This is a genomic window from Clostridium sp. 'deep sea', from assembly GCF_014931565.1.
GTDB lineage: Bacteria > Bacillota > UBA994 > PWPR01 > PWPR01.
This window is the reverse complement of sequence record NZ_CP063353.1, coordinates 1,485,757-1,512,505: the sequence shown is the minus strand read 5'-3', so window position 1 is coordinate 1,512,505 and position 26,749 is coordinate 1,485,757. Positions and strand designations below refer to the sequence as shown.

The 26,749-nt window shown below is 33.0% G+C and carries 20 protein-coding genes; 16 read left to right on the top strand and 4 right to left on the bottom strand.

Annotated elements, in window-relative coordinates; all coding sequences use genetic code 11:
- Positions 1-251 precede the first annotated feature (251 nt).
- The 8 genes from IMX26_RS07090 to IMX26_RS07055 all read left to right on the top strand — a co-directional run bounded on the left by IMX26_RS07090 (position 252) and on the right by IMX26_RS07055 (position 9,055).
- Positions 252-1,640 carry a S41 family peptidase gene (locus tag IMX26_RS07090; protein WP_195160975.1) on the top strand — a complete coding sequence of 463 codons (1,389 nt, stop codon included), beginning with the start codon at positions 252-254 and terminating at the stop codon, positions 1,638-1,640.
- Positions 1,641-1,867: 227 nt separating this feature from the next.
- Positions 1,868-2,776, top strand: a complete 909-nt coding sequence (locus IMX26_RS07085; protein WP_195160974.1) for an ROK family protein — start codon at positions 1,868-1,870, stop codon at positions 2,774-2,776.
- A 1-nt stretch (position 2,777) separates the two neighbouring features.
- Positions 2,778-3,938, top strand: coding sequence for an N-acetylglucosamine-6-phosphate deacetylase (gene nagA / locus IMX26_RS07080; RefSeq protein WP_195160973.1), 1,161 nt, complete (start codon positions 2,778-2,780; stop codon positions 3,936-3,938).
- Between the two features lie 145 nt (positions 3,939-4,083).
- Entirely contained in the window at positions 4,084-5,364 is a 1,281-nt protein-coding gene (locus tag IMX26_RS07075) for a C69 family dipeptidase (RefSeq protein ID WP_195160972.1), read from the top strand.
- Complete coding sequence (locus IMX26_RS07070; protein ID WP_195160971.1) at positions 5,365-6,105, top strand: copper homeostasis protein CutC; 741 nt, start codon at positions 5,365-5,367, stop codon at positions 6,103-6,105.
- Positions 6,106-6,123: 18 nt separating this feature from the next.
- Positions 6,124-6,810: a response regulator transcription factor gene (locus IMX26_RS07065; protein ID WP_195160970.1), complete on the top strand. Its 687-nt coding sequence runs from the start codon at positions 6,124-6,126 to the stop codon at positions 6,808-6,810.
- A complete protein-coding gene (locus IMX26_RS07060; protein ID WP_195160969.1) occupies positions 6,797-8,194 on the top strand; it encodes a HAMP domain-containing sensor histidine kinase in 1,398 nt (465 codons plus the stop codon). Before IMX26_RS07065 ends, IMX26_RS07060 begins: the two co-directional genes overlap by 14 nt.
- Positions 8,195-8,452: 258 nt before the next feature.
- Positions 8,453-9,055 (top strand): phosphatase PAP2 family protein, encoded by a 603-nt coding sequence (locus tag IMX26_RS07055; RefSeq protein ID WP_195160968.1) that lies wholly within the window; start codon positions 8,453-8,455, stop codon positions 9,053-9,055.
- A gap of 40 nt (positions 9,056-9,095) precedes the next feature.
- Here IMX26_RS07055 and IMX26_RS07050 read toward each other — a convergent pair whose 3' ends face one another.
- Positions 9,096-9,449 (bottom strand): DUF1540 domain-containing protein, encoded by a 354-nt coding sequence (locus IMX26_RS07050; protein ID WP_195161359.1) that lies wholly within the window; start codon positions 9,447-9,449, stop codon positions 9,096-9,098.
- Between the two features lie 72 nt (positions 9,450-9,521).
- Positions 9,522-10,418, bottom strand: a complete 897-nt coding sequence (locus tag IMX26_RS07045; protein WP_195160967.1) for a polysaccharide deacetylase family protein — start codon at positions 10,416-10,418, stop codon at positions 9,522-9,524.
- 374 nt (positions 10,419-10,792) lie between these two features.
- Here IMX26_RS07045 and IMX26_RS07040 point away from each other — a divergent pair, with 374 nt between their 5' ends.
- Together IMX26_RS07040 and tnpA are read left to right on the top strand one after the other, a co-directional pair.
- The gene (locus tag IMX26_RS07040) at positions 10,793-12,406 is read left to right on the top strand and encodes a Na/Pi cotransporter family protein (protein WP_195160966.1); all 1,614 of its coding nucleotides are present in this window, start codon (positions 10,793-10,795) and stop codon (positions 12,404-12,406) included.
- A gap of 234 nt (positions 12,407-12,640) precedes the next feature.
- Positions 12,641-13,093 (top strand): IS200/IS605 family transposase, encoded by a 453-nt coding sequence (gene tnpA, locus IMX26_RS07035; protein ID WP_195160965.1) that lies wholly within the window; start codon positions 12,641-12,643, stop codon positions 13,091-13,093.
- A gap of 822 nt (positions 13,094-13,915) precedes the next feature.
- Here tnpA and IMX26_RS07030 read toward each other — a convergent pair.
- Positions 13,916-14,821, bottom strand: a complete 906-nt coding sequence (locus tag IMX26_RS07030) for an AEC family transporter (protein ID WP_195160964.1) — start codon at positions 14,819-14,821, stop codon at positions 13,916-13,918.
- A 148-nt stretch (positions 14,822-14,969) separates the two neighbouring features.
- Here IMX26_RS07030 and IMX26_RS07025 point away from each other — a divergent pair, with 148 nt between their 5' ends.
- The 3 genes from IMX26_RS07025 (at position 14,970) to IMX26_RS07015 (ending at position 21,678) form a co-directional block, all read left to right on the top strand.
- Positions 14,970-18,053, top strand: coding sequence for a PD-(D/E)XK nuclease family protein (locus IMX26_RS07025; RefSeq protein WP_195160963.1), 3,084 nt, complete (start codon positions 14,970-14,972; stop codon positions 18,051-18,053).
- Positions 18,028-21,390, top strand: a complete 3,363-nt coding sequence (locus tag IMX26_RS07020) for a UvrD-helicase domain-containing protein (protein WP_195160962.1) — start codon at positions 18,028-18,030, stop codon at positions 21,388-21,390. Before IMX26_RS07025 ends, IMX26_RS07020 begins: the two co-directional genes overlap by 26 nt.
- A gap of 147 nt (positions 21,391-21,537) precedes the next feature.
- The gene (locus IMX26_RS07015; RefSeq protein WP_195160961.1) at positions 21,538-21,678 is read left to right on the top strand and encodes a hypothetical protein; all 141 of its coding nucleotides are present in this window, start codon (positions 21,538-21,540) and stop codon (positions 21,676-21,678) included.
- Between the two features lie 710 nt (positions 21,679-22,388).
- Here IMX26_RS07015 and IMX26_RS07010 read toward each other — a convergent pair.
- Entirely contained in the window at positions 22,389-23,873 is a 1,485-nt protein-coding gene (locus IMX26_RS07010) for a M81 family metallopeptidase (RefSeq protein ID WP_195160960.1), read from the bottom strand.
- Between the two features lie 149 nt (positions 23,874-24,022).
- On the opposite strand from IMX26_RS07010, the gene IMX26_RS07005 reads away from it, so the two are divergent.
- The 3 genes from IMX26_RS07005 to IMX26_RS06995 all read left to right on the top strand — a co-directional run bounded on the left by IMX26_RS07005 (position 24,023) and on the right by IMX26_RS06995 (position 26,653).
- Positions 24,023-24,745 carry a GNAT family N-acetyltransferase gene (locus tag IMX26_RS07005; RefSeq protein ID WP_195160959.1) on the top strand — a complete coding sequence of 241 codons (723 nt, stop codon included), beginning with the start codon at positions 24,023-24,025 and terminating at the stop codon, positions 24,743-24,745.
- A gap of 125 nt (positions 24,746-24,870) precedes the next feature.
- Positions 24,871-25,308: a GNAT family N-acetyltransferase gene (locus IMX26_RS07000; RefSeq protein ID WP_195160958.1), complete on the top strand. Its 438-nt coding sequence runs from the start codon at positions 24,871-24,873 to the stop codon at positions 25,306-25,308.
- 247 nt (positions 25,309-25,555) lie between these two features.
- Positions 25,556-26,653 (top strand): AI-2E family transporter, encoded by a 1,098-nt coding sequence (locus tag IMX26_RS06995; protein ID WP_195160957.1) that lies wholly within the window; start codon positions 25,556-25,558, stop codon positions 26,651-26,653.
- Positions 26,654-26,749 lie beyond the last annotated feature (96 nt).

Below are 26,749 nucleotides of genomic sequence, written 5' to 3'. Positions count from 1 at the left end.
AAAAACAATTATTGGTTTAAAAATGAGAAGCTTTAAGTAAGAATTGCCGAACGCTAGGGACGGGTGATTTTGTTCGTTTTCCGAACAAAATCACCCGTCCCTAGCGTTCCCAACGCAATCTCCACCCCGCGAAACACAAAGTGTAAGCCCCAACCATGTTTCGACTAATTGTAACAATAAACATTGATATAATTAACTTATAGTACTATTTAGTTTATTTATTAATAGCATATAAATTTGGAGGGCTTATTATGAATTCTAAAAAAACAGGTCTGGCTATAGTAGGATTACTATTAATAATATTTATAGCCTCAAGGTTAAATATAACTAGTCAAACCAATTTGAATACTATAGCTCAATTATCACCCTCAGCCGAAATGAGCCTTAGCCAAATGCAAGAAGATATTAATTACTTAATTTCTAAGTTAAAATCTGTGCATCCAGTTACCCAAGCTGGTATTCCTCAATATTTAGAGCAAGCAATAGAAGCTGTAAATAAACAAATTACCACACCTTTAACTGCGGGTGATTTTTATTTTAAAGTAACCCAAATAGCTGGCTCTTTACAAGACTCCCACACTTATATCAATTGTGAAAATACAAAGCAAAGCCTAGCACTCAATTTACCTATAACTTGGTTAAAAAGAAGCGTGGTAGTTACTAAAGATACAGATATATTAAAACAAGGTGACCAAATAATAAAAATTGGCAATAATACTTTACCAAATATTTTTGACAGCTTAGCTCACTTTATTCCTGCCGAAAATAAAGGTTGGATTCGAGCAAAAGCTCCAGCTGAGTTAAAAAAAGAAGTAATACTAAGGCATTTAGGACTCATTAATTTAGATAACACTGTTACCGTAACCTATAAAAGAGAAAACCAAGAATTTACTGCTAATTTGCCCCTTATAAGTACTAGGGAGTTGGCTAAAGTAAATAATCAAAAGCTTGAGAATATTACTACTATATTTTATGATGAGATGTCCTTAGCGGTATTTCAACTTAATACAGGTAACTATAATAATGAGTTTAGAACTAAGCTGCATAAATTTTTTAAACAAGTAGCAGCGAAAAAAATACAGCATGTAGCTATTGATATAAGAAAAAATACGGAAGCAGATTTTAGCGTTATAACGGAGCTGTTTTCTTATTTAGGTTTTGTAAATGAGTTAAAATACTATGACTCATATGTTAGATACTCTAAAGATGCCGCTAAGCAAAAATCTAATATAGCCAAAACAAGGGGTTACAAACAATATAAAAATGTCTTAAATATTAATAAACATCAAGCAGAAAGCCTTTTATTTAAAGGTAAATTTTATATATTAACCTCAAACCATACCTTTGGTACTGCTTGTCAGTTTGCAGTTATAAGCTACGACAATAAAATAGCCACCATTATTGGTGAGCCTACAGGAAATTCTGCAACAAGGTATGGAGATTGTTTAAGTTTTCAGTTGCCTAACTCTGGATATATGTTTACAGTATCATATAAAAAATTAACTAGACCAAATAAAAATAATGACCCAGCAACCTGCTTAACACCCCATGAAATAGTTTATACCGTAGCAGAAGATATAAAAGAAAATAGAGACGCCCAAATTGAGGCATTGCTAAAAATGATAACTCAAGAAAATTAAGTAGCTATAAATTGGATTCTTAGTATGAACAATTAAACATGGTAATAATATTAGTAAAATGTTTTGTGAATAGGCTAGTGGTGGACTTTATGTCCACCATTTTTATGTAGATAAGAAAAATACCTAATTAATAAGAATCATTTATAAAACAAAACGAGTTCACCCGTTTGCTGCAAGCAAACATAATGCTATAATATTGCTATACAAAATAGAGAGTTGGATATAAGATGGCTAAGGTGCTAGGAATAGATATTGGTGGAACTAAAATTAGTGCAATAGTTACCAATGAAAAGGGCATAATTTTACATAAAGAAACAGCTAAAACAGAGGGGTATTTAGGACAACAACATGTGTTATCTCTATTAATTAATTTAATAAGAAATACTTTAATATCACAAAAAAATATAGAATCTATTGGCATAGGCACACCTGGCTATGTGAATGCAAGTGAGGGTATTGTAGTATACTCAATGGGAGTAATTAAGGACTGGGTTAACATCAAGCTAAGAGAACATGTAGGTAAACATTTTAATCTACCTATTGTTGTAGAGAATGATGCCAATGCAGCCGCAATTGGTGAAGGCTGGTTAGGAGCAGGGCAAAACCTGAGCGATTATATGGTAGTGACTTTAGGCACCAGTGTTGGAGGAGCCTATGTTAATAAAAAATTTGGAGTATTATCAGGCCATAGTTGGCGAGGGGGAGAGATTGGGCATAGTATTTTATACCCTAATGGTAAAGCCTGTTTATGTGGTCAACGGGGTTGTGCAGAGCTCTACTTATCAGGAACAGCCTTAGTAAGCAATTTTAATGATTTAGGTGGAGAGGCTAAAAGTGGAGAAGATGTTTTTGTAGCCTTAAAGCAAAAAGACCCTAAGGCAGTAAAGGTAATGATGAACTTTGCCAATGACCTTGCAACTCTTTTAGTTAGTATTCAAAATATTTTAGATCCCCAAGCCTTTATTATAAGTGGAGGTTTAATTCATACTAAACAACATTGGTGGCAGGAGCTCAATAGTCTCTTAAACCTAAAAAGCAATAAAGGTGTAGCCGTTAAAATTTTGCCTGCTAAACTATTAAATGATGCGGGTGCTTTAGGTAGTGCCAAGTTAGCATTAGACTTATTGGAGGAATAAAATGAAAGCAATTTATAATGCAAAGATAATAACCCCCAAAAAGGTTATAACAAATGGATACCTTTTATATACCAACAGAATAATAGAAATAGGCACTATGCCTTTACCCATTGGTCAGTATGAACAGGAAATAGATGCTGAAGGTGGTTATGCTTTGCCAGGATTAATAGATATTCATACCCATGGTAATTGTGGTGCAGATAGCATGGATAGTTGTGCTAAATCTCTTAAAACAATCTGTGATTTTAATAGTCAAAATGGTATAACAAGTTTTTTACCTACAACTATGACTGACTCATTAAATAATATTAAGAATGCTTTGATAAATATAAGAAATTGTAAAAAACTAGCTTTAAATAGTAGGATTTTGGGTGCGCACCTAGAGGGACCCTTTATAAATAAACTAAAAAAAGGGGCTCAAAACGAGCAGTATATCGTAAAGCCAAACTCTACTTTAATAGATGAATTTAGTGATGTAATTAAAATAATAACTTATGCTCCCGAGCAAGATAATGATTTTATATTTACAGAATATCTTACCCAACATTACCCCAATATAGTGTTATCTATGGGGCATAGTTTAGCTAGTTATGATATTGCCTGTTATGCTTTAGAGCGGGGTGTTAAAAGTGCAACCCATTTATTTAATGGCATGACATCACTGCATCATCGTGAACCAGGCATTGTAGGGGCAGTATTAGAAAAAGATATTTATTGTGAGTTAATTGCTGACAATATTCATGTTCACCCTGCATGGTACAGAATTATCTCAAACGTAAAAAAGCTAAACAAACTTGTTTTAATATCCGACTCCATGAAGGCCACTGGTTTATCTGATGGAGAGTATGATTTTGCCGGACAAACAGTGGTTGTAAAAAATAACATAGCCAGATTAAAACACAATAATAGCCTTGCAGGCAGTACCTTAACCCTTAATAAGGCCATACTAAATATTATGAAAAATAGCAACTTAAGTATCTGTGAAGTAGTTAATATGGCAAGCTTAAACCCTGCAACACTATTAAACATAAATAAAGATTATGGCTCTTTAGAAGAACTTAAGGTTGCCGATATAGCTTTGTGTAATGAAGAGTTAACCGTACATACAACAATCCTTGCTGGTATAACAGTATACAATAATAACAAGAATGAGGGTGAGTAAAATGTGTTTTGCAATAATTGCTGGCAAACTAACTACCACAGATGGATCAGTAATATTTGGTCATAATGAGCAAAACTATGGTAGAAAAGTATAGCTCTGAATCTGGAATTAAATTGAGAATAATGGTGGGCTATCTGGAATTAAATTGAATAATGGTGGGCTATATAGATATAACGGTGAAACATACTCTTACCTGTGGCTGGAAAGCCCTGGTTTAGAGTTTAGCGATAATTGCTTTAATGAACATGGGGTAGCAGTTGCAGGCAATGGTTGTCCCACAAAAGAAGATGACATAGAGATTGTAAGCAAAAGAGGCGATATTGTAGATGGTGGGGTTGGCTATATGTTGCCCCAACTCATTGCTATGTTAGCTAAAACTGCTAAAGAAGGTGTGTTAGTTGCTGCTAAAATAATAGAGCAATTTGGTTACACAGGTACAGGCAGAACTCTAACTATTGCCGATGCCAATGAGGCCTGGATAATGTCGATTGTAAGAGGAAAACACTATATTGCCAATAGAGTACCAGATGACAAGGTAGTAGTTGTTCCTAACACCCATATCATTAATCAGGAAATACATTTAAACGACCCCAGTAAAACAATTTATTCTAAGGGTTTAATAGAGTATGCTATAGCCAGAGGATGGCATAACAAAAACGAGCAATTTAACTTTACCAAGGCCTATAGCAGTAATGCAAATGCTGAAACATTGCGTAATAAATATGGGGTAGATTCACGTCAGTGGTATGTTCAGAGTTTAATTTCTGGTAAAACTGCGGAATATCCACCTAAAACAGCACTACCTTTTGCAGTAAAGCCAAAGCAAAAAGTAAATGTAAAGTGGGTAATGGGTTTGTTGAGAAGTCATTTAGAAAACATACCACAATTAACTAACTTCACAGATGGTAACCCTCACAGATATGAGGCTGATATAGACCATTGTTTAATACGAATGGCCTGTAATATAGCTACCCAAGAGAGTTCTATTTTTCAGTTAAGAAGTAATTATCCTGTAGAATTTGGTTGTTTGGCATGGAGAGCATTATCGGTTCCTTGCCTCAGTGTTTATACCCCATGGTATTGTGGTATAAAAGAGGTGCCAGCAAGACACCATGTAGATATAGCAAGAGATAAACACTATAATCCACCTAATGAAATCTTTAAAGATGAAAACATGGCATTTTGGAGTTTCTATAACTTAGCATGGTATGCTGATAGGCTTAGTAAAGAGCAGCAAGAACATATTAAACAAACTTTTGCTAAAATTGAAGATCAGCAATTTAACAAACAGCAGGTTATGGAGGATATGTTTTCGACCCTATACAATAGTAATAAAAAATTGTGTTTAGAAATGATTACTCAATACTCTGAGGAAAGGTCTGCTGTAGCAGAATTAGTGGCCATGCAGTTATTAAAGGACAATTAAATGAAAAAAATAATATTTGAGGCCTGTGTAGATTGTTATGAATCAGCCCTAAACGCCAAAAATGCCGGAGCAGACAGACTAGAGCTATGTAGCGAGCTAAGTGTAGGTGGACTAACACCCTCTTTTGGTTTAGTAAAACAAGTCCGTAAAATAACAGATATTAAACTTAATGTATTAATAAGGGCCAGATCAGGAGACTTTTGCTTTAATGATAATGACATAGAAATAATGGTAAATGACATTTTAGAGCTTAAAAAACTTGGAGTTGATGGTGTTGTAATTGGGGCATTAACCCAAGATGCAACTATAGCTAAAAAAAATGTATTAAAAATGATTAATGCTGCTAAACCTCTAAGTATTACCTTTCATAGGGCCTTTGATTTAGTAAAAGCGCCTCAGCAAGCCCTAAATACCTTAATAGAATTAGGGGTTGATAGAGTGCTTACCTCAGGTTTAGCTCAAAATGCTTTTGCTGGTAGACATCTAATAAAACAGTTAGTAAAATATTCTCAAAATAAAATAATAATAATGCCAGGTGCTGGAGTCTCCGAGAATAATATTTATGATATAGTTAAAACAACAGGGGTCAGTGAGATTCACTCTTCTGGAAAAATAAATGTACAAAATGTTATGTTTAATACTAACAATAGAGTTAAAGAAGAAGCTACAACAAGGTACCTAACTAGTCAACAAAGAGTACAAGAAATGATAAAAGAAGCAAACAATGCAATAATCGATTAAATATTTTGGGGTGGTTTAATGAAACATAGAGTTTTCATTGTTGATGATGATACCAATATAAGAGAGCTTATTAGAAAGTTTTTAGTAAAAGAGGGTTATGATGTTCTTACCTTTGCCAGCAGCAAAGATGTAATAAAAAATATGCATGCCCTGCAACCCGATTGTTTGGTATTAGATATAATGATGCCTGGTGAAAATGGTTTAGATTTATGTCGTAATATTAGAAGAGAATTTAATACACCAATAATTTTTTTGTCAGCTAAGGGTGAAGAGATAGACCGAATACTAGGAATAGAGCTAGGAGGAGATGACTATTTAGTTAAGCCATTTAGCCCTAGAGAGTTAGTGGTGAGAATTAAAGCCTTATTGAGAAGATCAGTTATTCAAAATAAATCGCTAAAATCTCATAGAGTATCAATTGGTAACTTATTTATAAATAAAGATGCCCGTATTTTTAGTATTGATGATAATGATATTAACCTAACTAATAAAGAGTTTGAACTAATAACCTATTTGGTTGAAAATGCCCACAAAGCTATGTCCCGTGAACAAATTATTGATACCATTTGGGGTTATGATTATATAGGTGAAATGAGATCAGTAGACGATTTAGTAAGAAGATTAAGAAAAAAACTAAAAACAGGAAACGCTAATGTAACAATAGAAACTGTATGGGGCTACGGATACAAACTTGAAAAGAAATAGTCAATCAATAGTTATAAGAATAACTATTGTACATGTTGCTATAATAATCTTAGTAAGTGTTTCTGTTGTATTGTCTGTTACATTAACCCTTAGTAATTATATCATGCAAAGATCTCATTATGAGCTTACAACAACGGCCAGTGCTATTGTTAATGTAGTTAAAAACTTTGGATTAAGAGATTTTAGTTCATTTGAAGAGTGGCTTAATGATGAACCAGTGTTACAAAGAGATGCCAAAGTTATTATTTTGGACAACCACTTTAACATTAAAATAAATAGTTCCAATAATGAGCTTTTTGGAGGCTATTTAAGATTGCCTATTGATTTTCAAAGTCAAATACTATCAGGAAAAGAAAAAGGGGCATATAAAGGTTATCTTTATGCAGTAAAACCTATTACTACCAGTGGTGTTGGTTTAACCTTAGGTTACGTTTTAGCACTTAGCAATCATCAAGAAACAATAATAATAAGAAACAGCATTTTATCGTCGGTTTTAAGAATAATATTTGTTGCGGTATTACTAGGTATTGTGTTTTCAGGATATATAACCAGAAGATTAATCCAGCCACTGCAAAAACTTGAGGTAAGAATTAAAGAAATAGCTAGTGGTGAATTTGAGGGCAAGCTAGAGGTTGAAATTGATGATGAAATTGGTGATGTAACCAAAGCTTTTAATAAAATGAGTAAACAATTGGTTCAATATAATCAAGCTCAGGTTCGTTTTATTCAAAATGCATCACATGAGCTAAAAAGTCCTTTGATGAATATACAGGGTTACGCTGAGGGATTGCAAGAAGAAATATTTAATGACGAAGAAGAAGAAAATGCTTATGAAATAATTTCTGAGGAATGTCAGCGATTAAAAAATTTAATAGAAGAATTATTGTATATTAGCAAAATAGATGATGATAAAGCGAAATTAGAGTTTCAAACAATACGTATTTCAGATGTAGTAAACGATGCCATAAGAACTGTTTATACCCGTATTAAACAAAGTAACATAGATTTACAGGTTAATATTAACGAGGAAATAGTTGTTGATGGAAACTATGCCTTTTTGGTAAGAGCAGTTGCCAATATTTTAGATAATGCTGTACGACATACAAGGTCTTTTATTAGAATAGATGTAAGAGAAGAAGATTCAATAATAATTAGTGTAGCTGATAATGGCCAAGGATTTAATGAAGAAGATCTACCTCATATTTTTGAGCGTTTTTATAAAGGAGATAGTGGCAATACGGGATTAGGTATGGCAATAGTTGCTGATATAGTGCAAAAACATCATGGCACAATAAGTGCAGATAATTTACCAGAGTTAGGTGCCATGGTTATTATCGAGTTGCCAATTACTAAAAATAAAAAGGGTTTATCGCGTAAAGCATAGTATTGTTATGTTTATGTATTACAGCTAATCTAGTATTTTATAATGATACTTTATAGCTAGAAATAAAATTTTTGTTTTTGATACCACAAAGCACAGCAAGAACAGTTTTAATCTTAGTGTGATTTGTGGTTTCTAAAGAATATTACATTAATAATATTTTGAGTGTTTTCTTTTAAAAGAAACACATTTACAAAAATTACATTTTTATTTATAGCAAATGAGTTTATAATAATAAAAAACAAAATTTGAGGTTTATATATGGCTATTATAAAAAAATATCGCATTCCTATTGTGTTTACCTTAATTTATATGGCAATATTCATCTTAATGCAAGCAGGGTTATTGAAACAAGTTGATGATGTTATAGATTTAAAATCACGTACCATAACCAATACTACAGTTCATAAGTTTTTTATTATTATAACTAATTTAGGATCTGGTAAAGTTATTGGAGCTATTTGCATTTTAACACTTTTTTATACTTACAATAAGCTTAATAATTTTAGAGTGTTGTCTATACTATTTTTTTCGTCAGTGGGTTGTTATTTGTTAAACTCTATAATAAAAAACCTTATCCAAAGACCTCGCCCACCATTACCTCATTTGGTTGTTGAACACACACCTAGTTTTCCAAGTGGGCACGCCATGATAAGTATGTGTTTTTATTTAACTTTAGCTTTAATTTTAAATAAAATGAATTTTAAAAACATTAAAGCTATAAAAATAGCCTTAATCTTGTTAGCAATATTAATTGCAGTGAGTAGAGTGATACTTCATGTACATTATTTTTCTGATATTATTGCAGGCCTAACTCTTGGTTATAGCTTATATAAATTACTTAAATTAAAATATTGCTTTTAAAATACAAAAAACACAGCCCGCTTAAAGCGAGCTGTGTTTTTTATTTTTTAGGATTATAAGTAGTACATTCACTAGTTTTATTTAAGGTAACACTAATAGATTTAGCATTACAATAACCATTATTCGCATTATATTTACAGTCTGTGACCTGACATTTTGCAATAGGGTTAACTTTTACAGAATTAATATTAGCAGTGGACTGGGTTGTATAGCTCGCATTAGTGTTTAAAACTACATTGTCAGCACCTTCATAATATGACTGATAGGTGTTGCAGATGGTAGCTTGTGACCCTGCACTATTATTATATTGAATTTCTAAAGTTTGTGCCCCGCAATTTGTTCCACCCAAATTATGAACACATTTTTTAATATCGCATCTAACTTTTGGATCCATATAAACCCTCCTTTAATAAAAGTATTGACTTTATATGGCAAAAATATTTATTTAAAATACTTTATAGCTAAATTAGCGATGATGAACATAATATGATTTTTCATTAAGTGTGCCAAATTTATAACCTAAGGCGCTTAGTTGTTCAATAATCTTAGGTAACGCCTCTACGGTAGATTTTTTGCTGCCTAAATCATGCATTAGTACTATTGAGGTTTTGGTTCTTTTAACTTGATCTACTATCTTCTTTGTCATTACTTCGGCTGCTGGGGGATTTCTTGTTCCATCCTGACTGTCAACGTTCCAATCGAAGTATTGATATCCTTCACTCAATAATCTTTTTGCGATACTTTTTATCCTTGCTAAGTTTGTTAATCTATTTGAAGAACCTCCAGGGTAACGCACTACAGTCATTTTAGTGCCTGTTATTTCGTAGATAAATTTATCTAACTTATAGACATCCTCCATAAAAGCATCTACCGATTTATATATTTGACCATAGTTGTGACTATAGGTGTGGTTTCCTAAAGCATGACCTTCATCAATTATTTTTTTATATAGTCTTTTTGCATTGTCAGTATTATGACCAATTACAAAAAATGTTGCTTTAACATTATATTTTTTTAAGATATCTAATATTGGTTCCGTGTGAGAACTAGGACCATCATCAATTGTTAGGTAAACAGTTTTTTCAGGGGGATGGGGTACTGCTACCCCATTCAACCTGTCTACCCTTGCTTTGTAATCATCTAAGTCTGTGTTTAGTTTTTCGTTCTCTGTTTTAAGGTTATCATTCTCTTGTTGTTTTTGCTCTAATTCAGCCTTTAATGAGTCTATTTCTGTCTGTAGTCTTTTTTCAAATGAGCGAATAAAAAACACATTTAAAGTTACTGCCAGAGCAAGAATCACAATAACAAACACAACAAAATTATATTTAGCCTTTCTTCTCTTTTTCTCCCTTGCTAAGTACATATTATTATCCTTTCGTGCTTCTATTTATCTATCTAAATCCAGTATAGTTGATTTAAATAAGAATTCAATTAATAAATATTGGAACATCTTAAACTAGTTAGCTCTTAATGAAAAGAGATTGTAAAGTTAGTATATAATGTATATAAAGCCAGTAAATCATGTTACTTATTTAGTCCAACTCTTAAATTATAAAGCTATAAATATACATAGTCCACTACTTTGTTAAAATTGTATTGAAATTATGTTAAAATATTTATAAATAATAGTGATTATTTGTGTAATTTTTATTATAATAGTAATCGTGTTTTAACCCAGTGTTGCACATAAATATCTTATTTTAGTTAACAATAAACTCAATGGGGAGCGTAACTAATATGTTAGATTTTCAGGCGATTGGTTTGAGTCTAGTCGCAGGTTTAGGTTTATTTCTTTACGGAATGCAATTAATGGCTGGTGGATTACAAAAAGCTGCTGGAGATCGCATGAGGAGGTTATTAGAGGTTTTAACTTCTAACTCACTTTTAGCGGTTTTAGTAGGAACCGTAACTACAGCAATTGTGCAGAGCAGTAGTGCAACATCGGTTATGGTTATTGGTTTTGTAAATGCAGGATTAATGACTCTAAAGCAAGCAGTAGGGGTTATTTTAGGTGCTAATATTGGTACAACCATTACAACTCAAATGGTTTCTTTTAAGCTCACACACTTTGCTCCAGTTGCCATTGGCATTGGCATTATCTTATTAATGTTTGGTAAAAAGAGAAGTACTAAAGACGTTGGCGAGATCTTTTTAGGTTTTGGTATCCTATTTTTTGGTATGGATACTATGAGCGAAGCAATGAAGCCACTTAGAACATATCAGCCATTTATAGATTTAATGGCGAGTGTGGCTCAAAATCCTCTCTTAGGAGTAGCAATTGCAACAGTATTTACCGCAATTATTCAGAGTAGTAGTGCTACAACGGCAATAGTAGTAGCCTTAGCATCACAAGGATTATTAGATTTTGAGGCGGCCTTACCACTTATTTTAGGTAGTAATATAGGCACAACAATTACAGCTTTAATAGCTTCAATTAATACCTCTCTTACTTCTCGAAGGGCGGCCATAGCACATGCTATTTTTAATGTTGGAGGGGTAGTTATTTTTATGTTAATACTAAAACCCTTCTCCGTATTAGCCATGTCAACATCAACGATACCAGAGAGACAAATTGCCAATGCGCATACAATATTTAACATAGCAAATACCTTAATGCTTGTACCATTTATAACTTACTATGTAAGGTTTATTGAAAAAATCGTTCCTGAAAAAAGTAAAGATAAAGTCGATGAAGGTAGTAATATAAACCTTTATCTCGATAGAATGTTATTAAGTAACCCATCTATAGCTTTAGGTCAAGCTACTCGAGAAATTTATCGTATGGGTGAAATAGCACTAGATATGTTAAACTCAACAGAAAAGGCGTTTTTAAGCGATGATATAAAACTAATAAAACATGCATATGAATTAGAGCAAACAATTAATCAGTTAGAGCGAGAGGTTATGGATTACCTTGTAGATGTATCCCAAAGTAGTTTAACAGAGGATCAATCTGTACGCCTTAACTACTTGTTTGAGTGTGTAAATGATATAGAGCGTATTGGAGACCACACTGAAAACATTGCTGAGTTAGCTGAAAACAAAGTAGATAAAAAGCTACCATTCTCTAAAACAGCCTATAATGAATTAAATAATATGTATAATGAAATAAGAACTATGGTTGAAGATAGCTTAGATGTTCTTAAAAAGCATAACGAACCACTAATTAAACGAGTAGGTGAGAAAGAGCAAGAAATTGATTTGCTTGAAGCTCAGCTTCGTAAACATCATATAAAACGATTAAGTGATGGAACCTGTCACCCACAGTCTGGAATTGTATATTTAGACATAATTTCAAATTTTGAGAGAATTGCTGATCACGCAAATAATGTGTGTGTGCGAAGTTCATAATAATACGATCTGCAAAAGCAAATCGTTACCTTACAAATCTACAATAATATCAAAAAGGTCGCTTTTTAAGAAGTGACCTTTTTTTGGTTTATGCTTTAGCACGTGTAAGGACTCGGAGAGTCCTTCAAAAACCACCTGCTACGCGGGTGAGATTTAAGCTTAAGCAAAAGCATCACCTTAAAGTATAATATGGTTGTTCAAGCCTAGATTATACACACATAAGGAGATGCTTTTATGGCAAAAAGTTTAGCACATACAAAGTGGGTATGCAAATATCATATAGTATTCACCCCGAAGTATAGAAGGAAAATAATATACTATAAGTTAAGAAAAGATATACAAAATATAATAAAAGATTTATGTAAATGGAAAGGTATCGAAATCATAGAGGGATATATGAAAGCAGATCATGTACATCTGTTGCTATCAATACCTCCAAAGTTGAGTGTATCACAAGTAATGGGATATCTTAAAGGGAAAAGTGCAATGATGATATTTGAGAGGCATGCAAATTTAAAGTATAAGTTTGGGAAGAGAAATTTTTGGGCAACAGGATACTATGTAAGTACTGTAGGTATAAGAACTGCAACAGTACAGAAATATATTAGAGAACAAGATAAACATGATCAAATAGAAGATAAATTATATACCAAAGAGTACGTAAACCCTTTTAAGGGTAGCAAGTAATCAGTCCACTAGGCTTGAACGAAGTACAAGCTGGGCGTCATTTAGGCGCTGGTAAGTAGTAGGCCCTTATAGGGCTTGTCCAAACCACCCCTCTTAGGGGTGGTCCTGATTTGGCTATGCTTTTAGCATAGGGTTTGGTATTATCCCTTGGATAATCGGGGTGGGTTCGAGCTTTAGCTCTTATGGTTAGGTAATTGCTGTGCAATTAGGATGATTAACACGCTAATTAACTGTTTACTCATACAAATAATATAAAAGTAATGTATAATTAAGTTATGAATTCTACCTCAATATTCATTAAAATTCTCAGTGTAGGGAAGTACCTCTGTGTGATTCCGTAGTAGATACAGAGGTAACGTATAGTTAATATTTTAAATAAAGATAAATAGCTAATAAAACAAGAATATCAACGGCACGGAGGTACGTTCACTACCAATATATTGTAATTGTATAACTGTAGCGAATCACCTCTGTGTGATTCCGTTGTAGATATTTAGGAAACGTGTAATTATTATTTAAATAAAGATAAACACCTAAAAAAACAAGATTATGAACGGCACAGAGGCACGTTCACTACCAATATATTGTAATTGTACAACTGTAGGGAATCACCTCTGTGTGATTCCGTAGAAGATACCAAGGAAACGTGTAATTATTATTTTAAATAAAGATAAATAGCTAATAAAACAAGATTATGAACGGCACGGAGGCACGTTCACTACCAATATATTATAATTGAACAACTGTAGGGAATCACCTCTGTGTGATTCCGTAGTAGATATTTAGGAAACGTGTAATTAATATTTTAACCTAATTACCATATCACACTATTAAACTAACAAAGTAACCTATTAAAGGCAACATAACTAAATAAATAGCTGTTCCTATTAAGGTACAGTTAATAGTTAAATCTGAGGCTTCCTCTAATTCTGCCAAGATAACGTAGTTAGAAACGCCCCCTGGTGTTGAAAATAAAATTAAGCCAATAGCAGTGTAGCTTATATCAAAATTTAATAATCGAGCGGTGACCATAAATATTACTGGTAAAGCAATTAACTTAACCAATAAGATTACCACCATTTGAATGCCTAGTTTTGCCATTTTAAGAGATTTAGTGTTAAAGTTAGCACCTACAATTATTAGCGATAAGAACATTACGGGTTTAGTTATTTGAGAAATTAAATCTCCTAACAAAGGGTTCCAAATATTAAAGTAGTTAAATACTACTCCAAGCACAAGACCCTGAATTAACGGATTTTTTATAAAACTGGCTTTACGCATTTGTTTGCCGTTTTTTCTGCTGTTTAATCTATACACTATTTCAATGCCAAAGATAGTGATAGGTGAAAAGGCACTGGCAATAACCATACCTAAAGGTAGAATTTTAGCTGGCAGTAACTGCATCATAACCGGAAAACCTAAATAAATTGAGTTTCCGCGAATAGAGTTAACAAAGCTTTCAAAACCCTGTTTTTGAAAAAGTTTTTTAAAGAAAATATAAAAAATAAATAACTGAACAAGCAGTATACTAAAGAACAATAATGTTTGATTTGTAATTTCCATATCCGAAGTACTGATTTTCATAAATATTGATAAAGGTAACATTATTCTGTAAGTAATAAACGAAATAAAACTATTAACCTCTTTATTATAATAACCTTTGTATTGTAGCCACCACCCTAAAAATACTATAGTGTATATTGGTATGGTTAGTTTAAATATTGCCATTAATAATCACTCCGTTATCTAGGTTTATGATACTTTGCTAATTTTTGTTATTTTAACAATGTTTATGAATAGTTTAGGGTTATTAAAAACAACTATTATAGTATGCAAAATAATAAATAAAGTCAACAATTTTGGAGGTAGTTTAGTAATGACTAAACAAATTTGGCTTACAAGGTCTTATGAACCCATCAACAATGAGCTGCTACTAAAACTACAAAATAGTCTTAATTCAAATAATCTTGCCTATTATGTTTTACCTAATGCTAGGCTTGTTAAACGTGCTTCAAAACAGTATTTAGTAAACAATAGTAATATAACCTATAACGGCGGTTTTATATCACTAACGGTATTAGTGCAAAGAATATTAAAAAAACATAATATTAACTACACTATTATAGATAAAGCTATGGCTTCTGTATTGGTGGCTAAAATACTGCTTCGGCTTTTAGAACAACAAAAGCTTAAATACTATAATCATTTTAGCAATATCGAGGATATGGCCCCAGCAATACTAACAACTATAAAAGAAATAAAACACTACTACAGTAATAAAGCAAATCAACTAACTTTACTGCCAGATATGCCTTTAAGGTACCATGATATTATGCTGGTGTATCATTTGTATTACCAAGAGTTATTAAAAAATAATTTAATAGATTTTGAACAGGCTACTAGTTTAGCTGTAAATTTATGTAAAAGTGATGAAGTAAGTTTTGGTGGAGATTTATTAGTTTTAGCTGGTTTACAGTATAATAAATTGCAACTTGATTTAGTTGAGCAATTGGTAAAAAAGTTTACAAACATAATAGTAATTATGCAAGCAAATGAAAAACAAGATTTTTTTGAGCGAGAGTTTAGCCTAATTAAGCATTTTATAAATCTTGGTTTTACAAAACGAAAGCTTTTAAATAACAACAAACATGATTTAGCTCAGTACCTGTTTACTAATGAGAAAAATGAGTATAGGCAAACGGTTAATATTCAGGGTTATAACTCCAAAAGACTAGAGGCAAAGCATATTATTCGCAAAATAAAAAGTATTCAACTTAATAATAATATTGCTGCTAAAGATATAGTGATAGTAGCTAAAAACACCAATGAATACAGTAATTTATTAAGCTATTATGCTGAGCAGGCTCAAGTAAAATTAAAAACCAATGTGTTAAATGTAGCAATCCATAGTATGCCTATAAAACTTAGCCTACAGCTATTAAAGGTGCAGTTAAGCAACTGGTCTGCAGATGAATTTTTAAGCCTTTTAACAAATAACTATCAGTTTCCTAGTAGTATTAATGCCAGCTTACTAGCAGACTTTATTAGAATAACACCTAGCCCAGGGCCTTTACATAACTGGATAAATGCCTGTAGAAGACAAAAGAATTTATGCTCCTTAGAGCAATTAACCAGCGAAGATTCAACAATATTAAGTTATGAACAACTTGCAGAGATTGAAGCTAGTTTGCTTTCAATAAAAAAACTATATAGCAGTTTACCTCAACAAGGTAGTTATCAAGAGCATGCCAATGCTCTGCTAAATCTTATTAAAAATTTTGGTGTGCATGAGAGCATTTTGTTACTGTGTAATGAAGTATCTCAAATAGAGGCAAGTAACCTAATAAAAAGCTGGTCTTTATTTATTAACATGCTCAAAACCCATAGTCAGTTCAGCTATCTGTGGCCTGAGGTAATGAGCCTGAATAGTTTTTTTATAATCTTACAAGATGTAATAAAACAGCAAAATGTAGCCTATCACAATGAAGTTTGTGACTGTGTTGAACTTCTTAATGCCCACAAAGTAGCCGGAAACAAATATAGGTATTTATTTATTGTAGGCTTTAATGATGGTAAATGGCCTCAGCGTGGTAAAGAGTCTTGGTTGCAAAATATTAGTAATGACGAAATAAAGCTACCCCTTCAGGCCATTAAAGATTATCGCAAGAGTGAAAAACTTAGTTTTATAAGAGTGTTAGAAAGCGCAACTCAAGTATTAAATATCTCTTATTTGCTTCGCAATAACGAAGAAAAAGAAATGCTTGCATCCCAGTATGTTTCGGAATTAATGCTAACAAATAATAAATGTACTTTAATTACTAAAAGCATTGATTTAATAAATAAAAGTCATAGGCTGGCTTACAATGAACAAGAGTTATTACTGCGTAATGTATTAATAAAAGGGTTAGCAAACAATAGCTATATAGATAACAGAATTTTAATTGAAAAACTACGTTACAATAATGAGTATAGTGCCTATAACGGGGTAATTAGTGATACTAAAATAAAAACTAAGCTTAGTAGCAAGTTTGGCGATAACGCCATTTATAGTACAACTATGTTAGAGCAATACGGAAAATGTCCTTTTTCGTTTTATTTGCACAGGGTGTTAAAAGTTAAAGAACTCGAGCAACTATCTATAGAAGTTAACCCACTTATTAGAGGCAATATTATTCATAGTGTTTTAGCTAGTTTTTTAAAGAGTAATAGCCAATTAAAACTGGCTGAAATCGAAAACTATGAGCAGCAATTAAAAGACTTATTAAACAAACAAATAGTTAAAATGAAAAACTTATTAACCGATGAGGGTGAAACTTGGGTTTTAATAGAGAGTGATAGAATACTGTACCTATTAAGATTATGGCTAAGAAATGAAATAAAACTGCAAGAATGTACCAATCTGTTACCCAGTGATTTTGAATACAGCTTCAATAAACAGCATGCCGTAGTGCTAAAGTCAGCTACTAATAAACTAAAAGTAGAGGGCTTTATTGACCGTATTGATATTGGTGATGAAATAATAGTTGTTTATGATTACAAATCTGGGCTTGCCGCTAAGCTGCAGGACATTAAAGATGGTGTAGCTTTTCAGATACCATTTTACTGCAAAGCCGCTGCTTTTAAATACCCCCACAAAAAAATAATTGGGGGAGGATATTATCGCATTGGGGCAGACTTCAACCGCAAAAGTGGCATGTGGCATGCTGATTATTTAACAAGGGTGAACCTTAGTAATAGAATTAGCGATAAAGTCAAACCCGATGATTGGCTTGATTTGCAAAACCATGTAGAAGAACTAGCGCTAAACTACCAACATAATATCATTAATGGCAATTTTAAACTAACACCTCAAAGACCGTGTCCATCATTCTGCCCTTATAAAAACATCTGTAGAATGACCCCTTTATTACATGCCATAGTGGAGGCTAAGAGAAATGAAATTTACCAAGAATCAGAGTAAAGCAATAAAGACATTTGGCAAAAATCTCTCAGTAAGCGCAGGGGCAGGATCGGGCAAAACTACCGTACTTGTAAATAAATATAGTCAGTTAATAGAGCAAAAAAAAGCCTTATTAAGTGAAATATTAGCAATAACTTTTACCAATAAAGCCGCATTAGATATGCAAAGGCGAGTAAGAGAGCTTATTAATAGTAAGGTAGATCATGCAAAAACAATACCAGAGCAAAACTATTGGAAATCAGTAAAAAACCAGCTTGATACTGCCCATATAACAACAATTCATAGCTTTGGTTTAAATGTATTAAAAAACTATCCCTTAGAGGCGCAAATTCATCCTGAGTCTGGCTTAATGGATGAAATACAGTCACATATGGCTTTACAAGATGTAATTAAAGCTATTTTAGCAACCGAGTTTAAACAAAACAATGAAATTAAACAATTAGTCTCTTTATTAGGTAGCAGTAACGCTGTTATAGATGCCTTATTAAAGGTTTACTTAAAGTCAAGATCATTGGGTGGTGAGCCTACAGCGGTTGCAAAACAAGCCCTAAACTTTAACTCTATAGCAGTTACCCTCTTAGATACAATACGCTTTGAATTAGTAGAGAGTTTAAGAGAAGTAAAAGAAGAAGTTAAGCAATCAAAAAGTAAAACTAAGTTTGTAAAAAAGTGGCAAAATATAAATGTAGATAATCATATTAATACCATAAAGCAAGCAGATAGTCTCTTGAACTATGAAGTGAATGAGCTGCTTTTACAGCTTAAAGAAGACTGTAGTAGACCGCCAAAAGAACTGGCAGATTTAGTTAAATCAATAAGCAACAAAAGTAAAAACACCGGCTTAGTTTATGATTTTGAGGCAGTGTTGGCATACTTTGATGCCCTGCCTATTTGGCATAAAATAAGCGATTTAATAGCAAAAATACACTATCAGTATAGCAGTATTAAAAGACAAAGACGGTTATTAGATTATAGTGATTTAGAATGGCAGCTGTTAAACCTTTTAGCCAGTAATGAAAGAATAAGACAAGAGTATCAAACAAAATTTAAATACCTTATGGTAGATGAATTTCAAGATACCAGTCCCTTACAGCAAACACTAATAAAATACTTGGCTCCCTACCATCAGCAAAAACTATTTATAGTGGGTGATGCCCGTCAGTCTATCTATAGATTTAGAGCCGCAGAGGTAGAGGGTTTTATGGAAATGGAAGAGAGTATTAAAAATGCTAGCGGTGAAAGAATAGTTTTAGCTGAAAACTTTAGAAGTGAACCTCAATTAATTAATTTTTTTAATAGCTTTTTTGCACAAGTATTTGCTAAAACCGCTATTACCTACGATATCGTAGTTGCTGGCAAACAAGAACAAGAAAATCAACAGTTAATAGAATTATGGCTGCCAGAAGAAAAAGATGTGAAAAATAATAAATCAAAAGAAAGACATGAGATTGAGGCAAAAATAATTGCCAACAATATAGTTAAAATGCAGCAAAGTGAAAACATTAACTTTGGAGATATAGCTATACTATTTAGAGCCTTATCGGATGTAAAAATATACGAGAGGCAGTTGCAAAAACAAAATATACCTTATGTTGTGGTAGGTAGCAGAGGTTTTTTTGCCAAACAAGAAGTACTTGATATTTTAAACCTGCTCAACTATTTTGTATACAACAAAAACACTTTGGCTTTAGTTGGAATATTAAGATCGCCGTTGTTTGGTTTGAGTGATGAGTCACTTTACTATTTAGCTAGTGAAAAAGCCTTATTAAATCTAACCCCCTGTAACGCACTAAGCAAAACAGAGCAGCAGCTTTGGTTAAATAGCCTTATTCTGCTTAAAAAATGGCGCACTATGTTAACCCTTAAACCTGTATCTGAGGTTATGCAAATGGCTATAGATGATACAAACTATCTTAGCGTGTTGTTGGGCTCTTTAGGTTATGGTTTACAGGCAGTGGCTAATGTAGAGAAGCTTATTAATACAATAATAAACTTAGAGCAAAATAATATAATTACAAAAGTAAATATCTTAAGATACCTAGAGGCATTAAAGGATAGTGATGCTCAATTTGGAGAAGCAACATTAAATACTGAAAACAAAAATGCGGTGCAAATAATGACAGTTCATCAGTCTAAAGGACTAGAATTTAACACTGTAATAATTGCCCAATGTGAGCGTGAATCTAAAGGTAATCAAAATAGCATGTTAGAGTATAGCAAAGAGTATGGCTTAGTTGTTCGCAGAAGGAACTGGCAAGATAAACTACAAAAAAATATCTATTATAACCAAATGAAAGACTTCGAAAAACGCAAGGAGCTCGAAGAATCATATAGATTGTTATATGTAGCGGCAACTCGAGCAGAGCATAAATTAATATTTTCAGCTGCTCCCGATAATCTACCAATGCAAGAGCAAAAATCTTGGCTTAAACTATTAGTAGATTACTTAGATATAACAAATTATCCACAGCAAAACACAGCTGTAAAAGACTTAGTTATAATACAGCAGGCGTTAGGTGAAACCTATAATTACCACAACAACTCGGTGGTAAATGTTAGTAGCAATACAGAAACTGGTGTTAGCTTAATAAATAAAGTAGCCCAAACATTTAACAATAAACCGGTAATTTCGGCCTCAGCATTAATTGATTTTAGTAGCTGTCCTAAGCTATTTTATTTTAAAAATATCTTAAAGATACCCACTATGCAGAGTCTAGATCTTCAGTTAGAAGTAGATAATGTATTATTAGGTGATATAGTTCATAAAGTATGTGAAATAACCAATAATAAAGAGAGCCTTTTTGAGATATTAAACAAGGTGGTAGCACAGCAACAGTTGCCTCAAGCCCTTAAACCTATATGCCGATTAGAGAGTGAAAAAATACTGCAAAAGTACCATAACTCTGAGCTACTAGCAGAAATATCTCAAACCATTAATACTAGCTCTGAGATACCATTTTCAATGCTACACGAGTCTTATGTACTGAGTGGGGTAATAGATAAAGTATTAAACGACAATAACTTAAAAATAATAGACTTTAAATCTGGTTCAAAAACCAAAAGTGCAATCAATAAATACAAAGTGCAAATAGCTCTTTATGCTTTAGCCATAAAAAAACAGTTTAAAAAATATCCGCAATCACTAATCATATACTTTATGATGTCTGGAAATCAATATAACTATATAAATGAATTAAAAGATGAAATAAGTTGCATAAATCTCTTAAATAATGTAATACTTAAAATTGACAAAGCTATTAAAAACAACAAATTTGAAAAGCAGGAAGAGTTATGCGCCCAGTGCAAATATAAAATATTATGCAAAAACTATAATTAAAAAAAAATAATCACATATAATATAAGAGAAAAACTCTAATATACACCAACGTAACAGTTGACTTTACTAAAAATGTAATTTAAACTGATGTTTAATATTAAATACTGTTATAATTAACCAAAGAGGAAAAGCTAAGGGGGATTACTTATGAAAAAGCTTTGGAAAACAATAGGAGTAATAATTGGAATTTCAGCTGTATTATCTGTAGTTGCTTCAATAGTAGTACGTTGCTGCAAAACCCAGCATAGAGAAGAAATTACAGAAAGAACATATACCACAATTGAGTAATAGCTTAGGCAAATAAAAAAGCCTAAGCTTTTTTATTTGGGGGTGGGCTCGCCTTTAATATTTGTTGGTTTTATAATGTAACGATTTTATTCTACTATGTTTCCATAAAACGTATTGGCATCGCGGGGTGGGAATGCCTGTTGGGCATTCGGTTTGGGTAACCCTGTGGGTTACGGTTTGGGCTGGCGCGGGTTTATTTATCATTATAGGTCTTAAAATGAGACTCGTCTTAATAGTTGTAGTGGCAGGTTTCCATGCCTGCTTTGGTGAGGGCTCGCCTTTAATATTTGTTGGTTTTATAATGTAACGATTTTAATCCATTATATTCCATAAAACGTATTGGCATTGCGGAGTGGGAATGCCTGTTGGGCATTCGGTGTGGGTAGCTTCGCTACGGTTTAGGCTGGCGCGGGTTTATTTATCATTATAGGTCTTAAAATGAGACTCGTCTTAATAGTTGTAGTGGCAGGTTTCCATGCCTGCTTTGGTGGTTGATGTGGGGATAAAATTTTTTGGCTAAAATAAAAAGAGGATAACACACTTTATAATAAGTAGAGTTGCTTTATCCTCTATGCTATTCAATTAAAAACTTATAATAATGTCACGCTAAGCGAGCTAAAAAACCGCAAGCCAAAGGCTTGCCCATCCCGTATTTCACAAAGTGAAATACCCATCCCGCGTAACGCAAAGCGTAAGCCCATACCTAAAAATTATTGTTTACAATAATTTTTACCAATAGGGTACGCCTCAGCTGGTACATTATCGTAGTGTAATGATTTTAAATCAACTGCTCCAATACCAGGGGCATCTACTTTAAAATCTACGTTGCAGTAGCTATCCCAAAAAGCACGGTGATGTACGCGGTCTTTTAGTACTACTATGTCTAGTTTTTTATAGTCTATTTTAGCAGATGTAAAACCACCGCTGTCTATGGCACCTCTCATGTTCTCCGAAACAACTACATAACTGCCGTTTCCTAAACTAAGGGTAACAATTAAACAACTTTTAACTAAACTGCCTTTACCCATAGGTCCAATAAGGCGGTATTCTGGTCTGCCAATATAGATTATCTCTCCCGTAACTTCTACTGGATCTCCCGAAAACTCACTTGCCCAGCCACCTATTTTTACAGTTACAGTATCTCCAATTTTATGATTCTTTGCTAAATAAGCAGTGGCAACAGGGTCAGCTATACCTGGCATTGCAAAGTTTTTAGCACCTTGTAGTAATAGTTCTTTAAGAACATGGGTACTATCACCAGTTCGGTCTGCACCATCGGCCATTAATACAGGCCCTTTGCCTTGCTTAACTAACTCTATCACTTGATTTACAGCCTCTTTTGTTTTAGGTAATTTTTGATTTAAAGCATCACGTAATTGCCAGGCCTTAGCTGCAATTTCTTGGCTTATTTTTTGAGCTAAAGCTTGGTTATTATTTGTAACGGCAATTACTGACATGCCAATATCAGGAACATCAGCATAAGCGAAGCCAGGAGCCACACTTACACAAATTACCTCTTGTTGTTTCTCCCATTCTCGGCATAAATCATATAACTCTTTCATTGGGTAGTAGTCTGATGCCTGAAAAATACTAGCAGAAACAATATTTGGTTTTACTAATGCTTGAGTAGGTTTTAGCTTTCCTGCTAGGGTATCTAACATACACTGGGCAGCAGTTTCACCTATTTCTTGGGAATCAAGATGAGGATATGTTTTAAGTACAAAAACAGCATCTGTAACATCTGTTAATTCAGCATCTTCATTAGCATGGAGATCGAGGGTTACCATAATAGGTATATCACCAACAACCTGTCTTACCCTGCGCACAATCTCTGCCTCGGGTTTAGCGATACCCTCTACAGCCATAGCACCATGTAGGGCCAGTAAAACTCCATCTAACTCTAAAGAATTAACTAGTCGGTCTTGAATTTCGGTACAAAACTTATTAAAACAGTTCTCAGTGAACCAGCTTGTATAGGGTCCAGGAGCCATGCCCACACTAATAATAGGTACTATTTCAACACTATTGTGTTGCTCTAGTACATTTAAAAATCCATTAATATAGTTGGGTAAACCCTTGTTTTTGTAAATAACATTACTGCCTCGTGAGGCGTAAGGATTAAGCGTATTATATGTTGTTCTATCAGGACAAAAAGTACAGGTTTCATGGGCAAATTCCGCAATAGCTATTCTCATTTTATACACCCCTTGTAGTAGATATGTAAACTAACTAGACTAGTTCTGGCTTGGTTCAAAAAACCCTTTAATTATTTTAATTAAATTTTTACCTTTGTATGATAAGATACAGAAAAGTGGTTTAATTTAAATGTATAGAGGTGTTTGCTGTGAATAAACAGCTTATTAAGAGTCTTAGTAGTTATCTCGCTTGTGCTGAAAGTCTGTTTGAAAAACAAAATGTAAGTGTTGTTTGTGTAAAAAATGATAGTACCAAATCAGCGTGTGGCCAACAAGGTTTATTAGCAGTTTCAACAAGTGCTGGAGTCATTATTCAGGCAGATTCAGTGTATTGTCAAGAATTAAAAAATATTTATGAGGGATACAACAAACTAGATTTTTTTGAGGCCAATAATTTAAGCTTATTAGAGAGCTTGGTTAGAGAGTTTGATAAAATGCTAAGTGGTCCTTACTTAGTATTACATAAGTTAAAGCCTAAACAAGATTTAATAAGCAACGATTATAGTTTAAGAATTGAGCTTAAAACCACAAATAACAGTGATTTATTTCAATACGAGGGTTTTGATAACGCCTTAAGTTATCAAGAAAATAAAAGAGATGAGTTCACCCTTATTTTATGGAATAAACACCAGCCTGTAGCTATTGCCACAGCTACCCAACTACATCATGAATTATACAGTATAGGAATAAATGTTTTACCAAAATGGCGTAGAAAAAATATAGGCTTGTTAGCTCTTAGTAAACTCACAGAAGCAATTCTTAACAAAGGCAAAATACCTCATTACTCAGTTTCTATTGCCAATACAGCCTCCATAAACTTAGCATTAAAAGCTGGCTATAGTATTTCGTATTGTACGGTATATACAGTTTAGAAATGGGTAACACCTCGTTAATCATTCATTACTCTCATAGCTTATTGCTAAATGTTTATGCTCACTATTAGGAAGTGGGTTTTAAACTCTTCAGCTTATAAGATAATAAAAAGGAGTGAAAAGATATGAATATTATTTTTAAAGAGATTAATAAAGAAAATTGGGAAGAGTGTATCGATTTAGAAGTTAGTAACGATCAAAAAAAGTTTGTAGCGTTAAACTGGTATTCAATATTACAAGCTAAATTTGGTGAAAAATTATACCCTCTGGGTATCTATGATAATGAAACTATGATTGGTTTTTTAATGTATGATTTTGATCCAGAAACTAGTAGATGGGAACTAAGTAGATTTATGATTGATAAAAAATATCAAAGAAAAGGCTATGGAAAGCTATCAATGATACATTTGGTAAAATTTTTGAAAAATAAACTGGGAAATATAAAATTTTACTTAAGCGTTGAGCCTAAAAATCTTATTGCTCAAAAGCTGTATGAAAATATAGGGTTTAAAAAAACAGGAGAAATAATGTGGCACGAAGAGGTTATGGTCATAGAATTATAAACACATAAGAGTTTAAGTGTTAGTGTTGCTCACTAGCATAAGTTCTAACTGATTAGTTTACCTCAGCTTAACTAAAAATGTTAGCCACTGACTGAGAGTAAGTCTTCAGTTCTGTAATTCCTTAAATAATTAAGATAATGTTAAGAGTTTTGTATTCGTAAATAGTGGTATACTGTAAATATGCTGCTAAATAATAGGCTTAAAAAACCGATATTGATAGTATAAATATATGAAAGGGGGAGTTGTAATGAATGACAAAAGAAGCTGGCAAAGCTACTTTAAATTACTTCCTTTGATTTTAACCTGCATCATACTTTTTAAAGTGGTAGATAGCTCAGAAATGTTTAGTAATGGATTAGGCTTTTTTGTTTCTATATTTACATACTTTATATGGGCATTTTTAATTGCGTACTTTTTAAACCCCCTTATGGTTATCATAGATAAAAAAACTAAGGGACGAAGATGGGTAACCCTATTTATCCTTTATGCAATAGTAATAGGCTGCATAGTATTAGTAATAAGAATAGTATCTCCCAACCTTACTCGTAACATATCCGATTTAGCAGAGGCCATACCCGGATATTATAAAATTGCCCAAAAATGGGTAACAGCAAAAATTGCTGAGATAAAAGTAAACGACTCTTTTGGGTTAGTAGCCTACCTAGAAACTGCCTTTAGTGGCATTGCAGCAAAACTAACAGAGACTATAACCCAAATCTTAAATGGAGTATTAACTGGGGTGTTAAGAGGCACAAACTTAGTAGCAACCTTTTTAATGGGGTTAGTAATATCAGTTTATATGCTAAAGGAAAAAGAAATTATCATAAACAGCTCACGTAAACTGGTAAAGGCAGTTTTTAAAAAAGGTAACATGGCAAATAAAGTATTAAAATTTGGTCAAGATGTTGATGATATTTTTTCTAAGTATATTATTGGCAAAGTAATAGACTCTATAATCATTGGAATCATGTGTTACGTAGGCCTTGCTATCATGAAAATACCCTACGCTATAGTCTTAGGTTTAGTAGTTGGTATAACTAATATGATTCCGTACTTTGGACCCTTTATAGGTATGATTCCGGCGTTTATAATAACCCTGTTTGCTGGCTTTTGGCAGGCAATTGCTACTGTGTTATTTATCTTCTTGCTTCAGCAGTTCGATGGCTGGTATTTGGGGCCAAGAATACTAGGTGGCAGTGTAGGGTTAAGCCCTTTATGGATTATAATGGCAATTACAATTGGTGGGAAACTGTATGGAATTGCAGGCATGTTTTTGGGAGTTCCTGCCATGGCTGTTATTAAAAAGCTCTTGAATGAGTTCATTGAAAGCCGAGGTTCCCAATAATTCAACAAAATAAGCGCTTGTAATATTACAATTATGTTACAAATGTTGTTGCAAACACGTTCTCCAGCTATACTTGTACTATATAGTAGGGCAGAT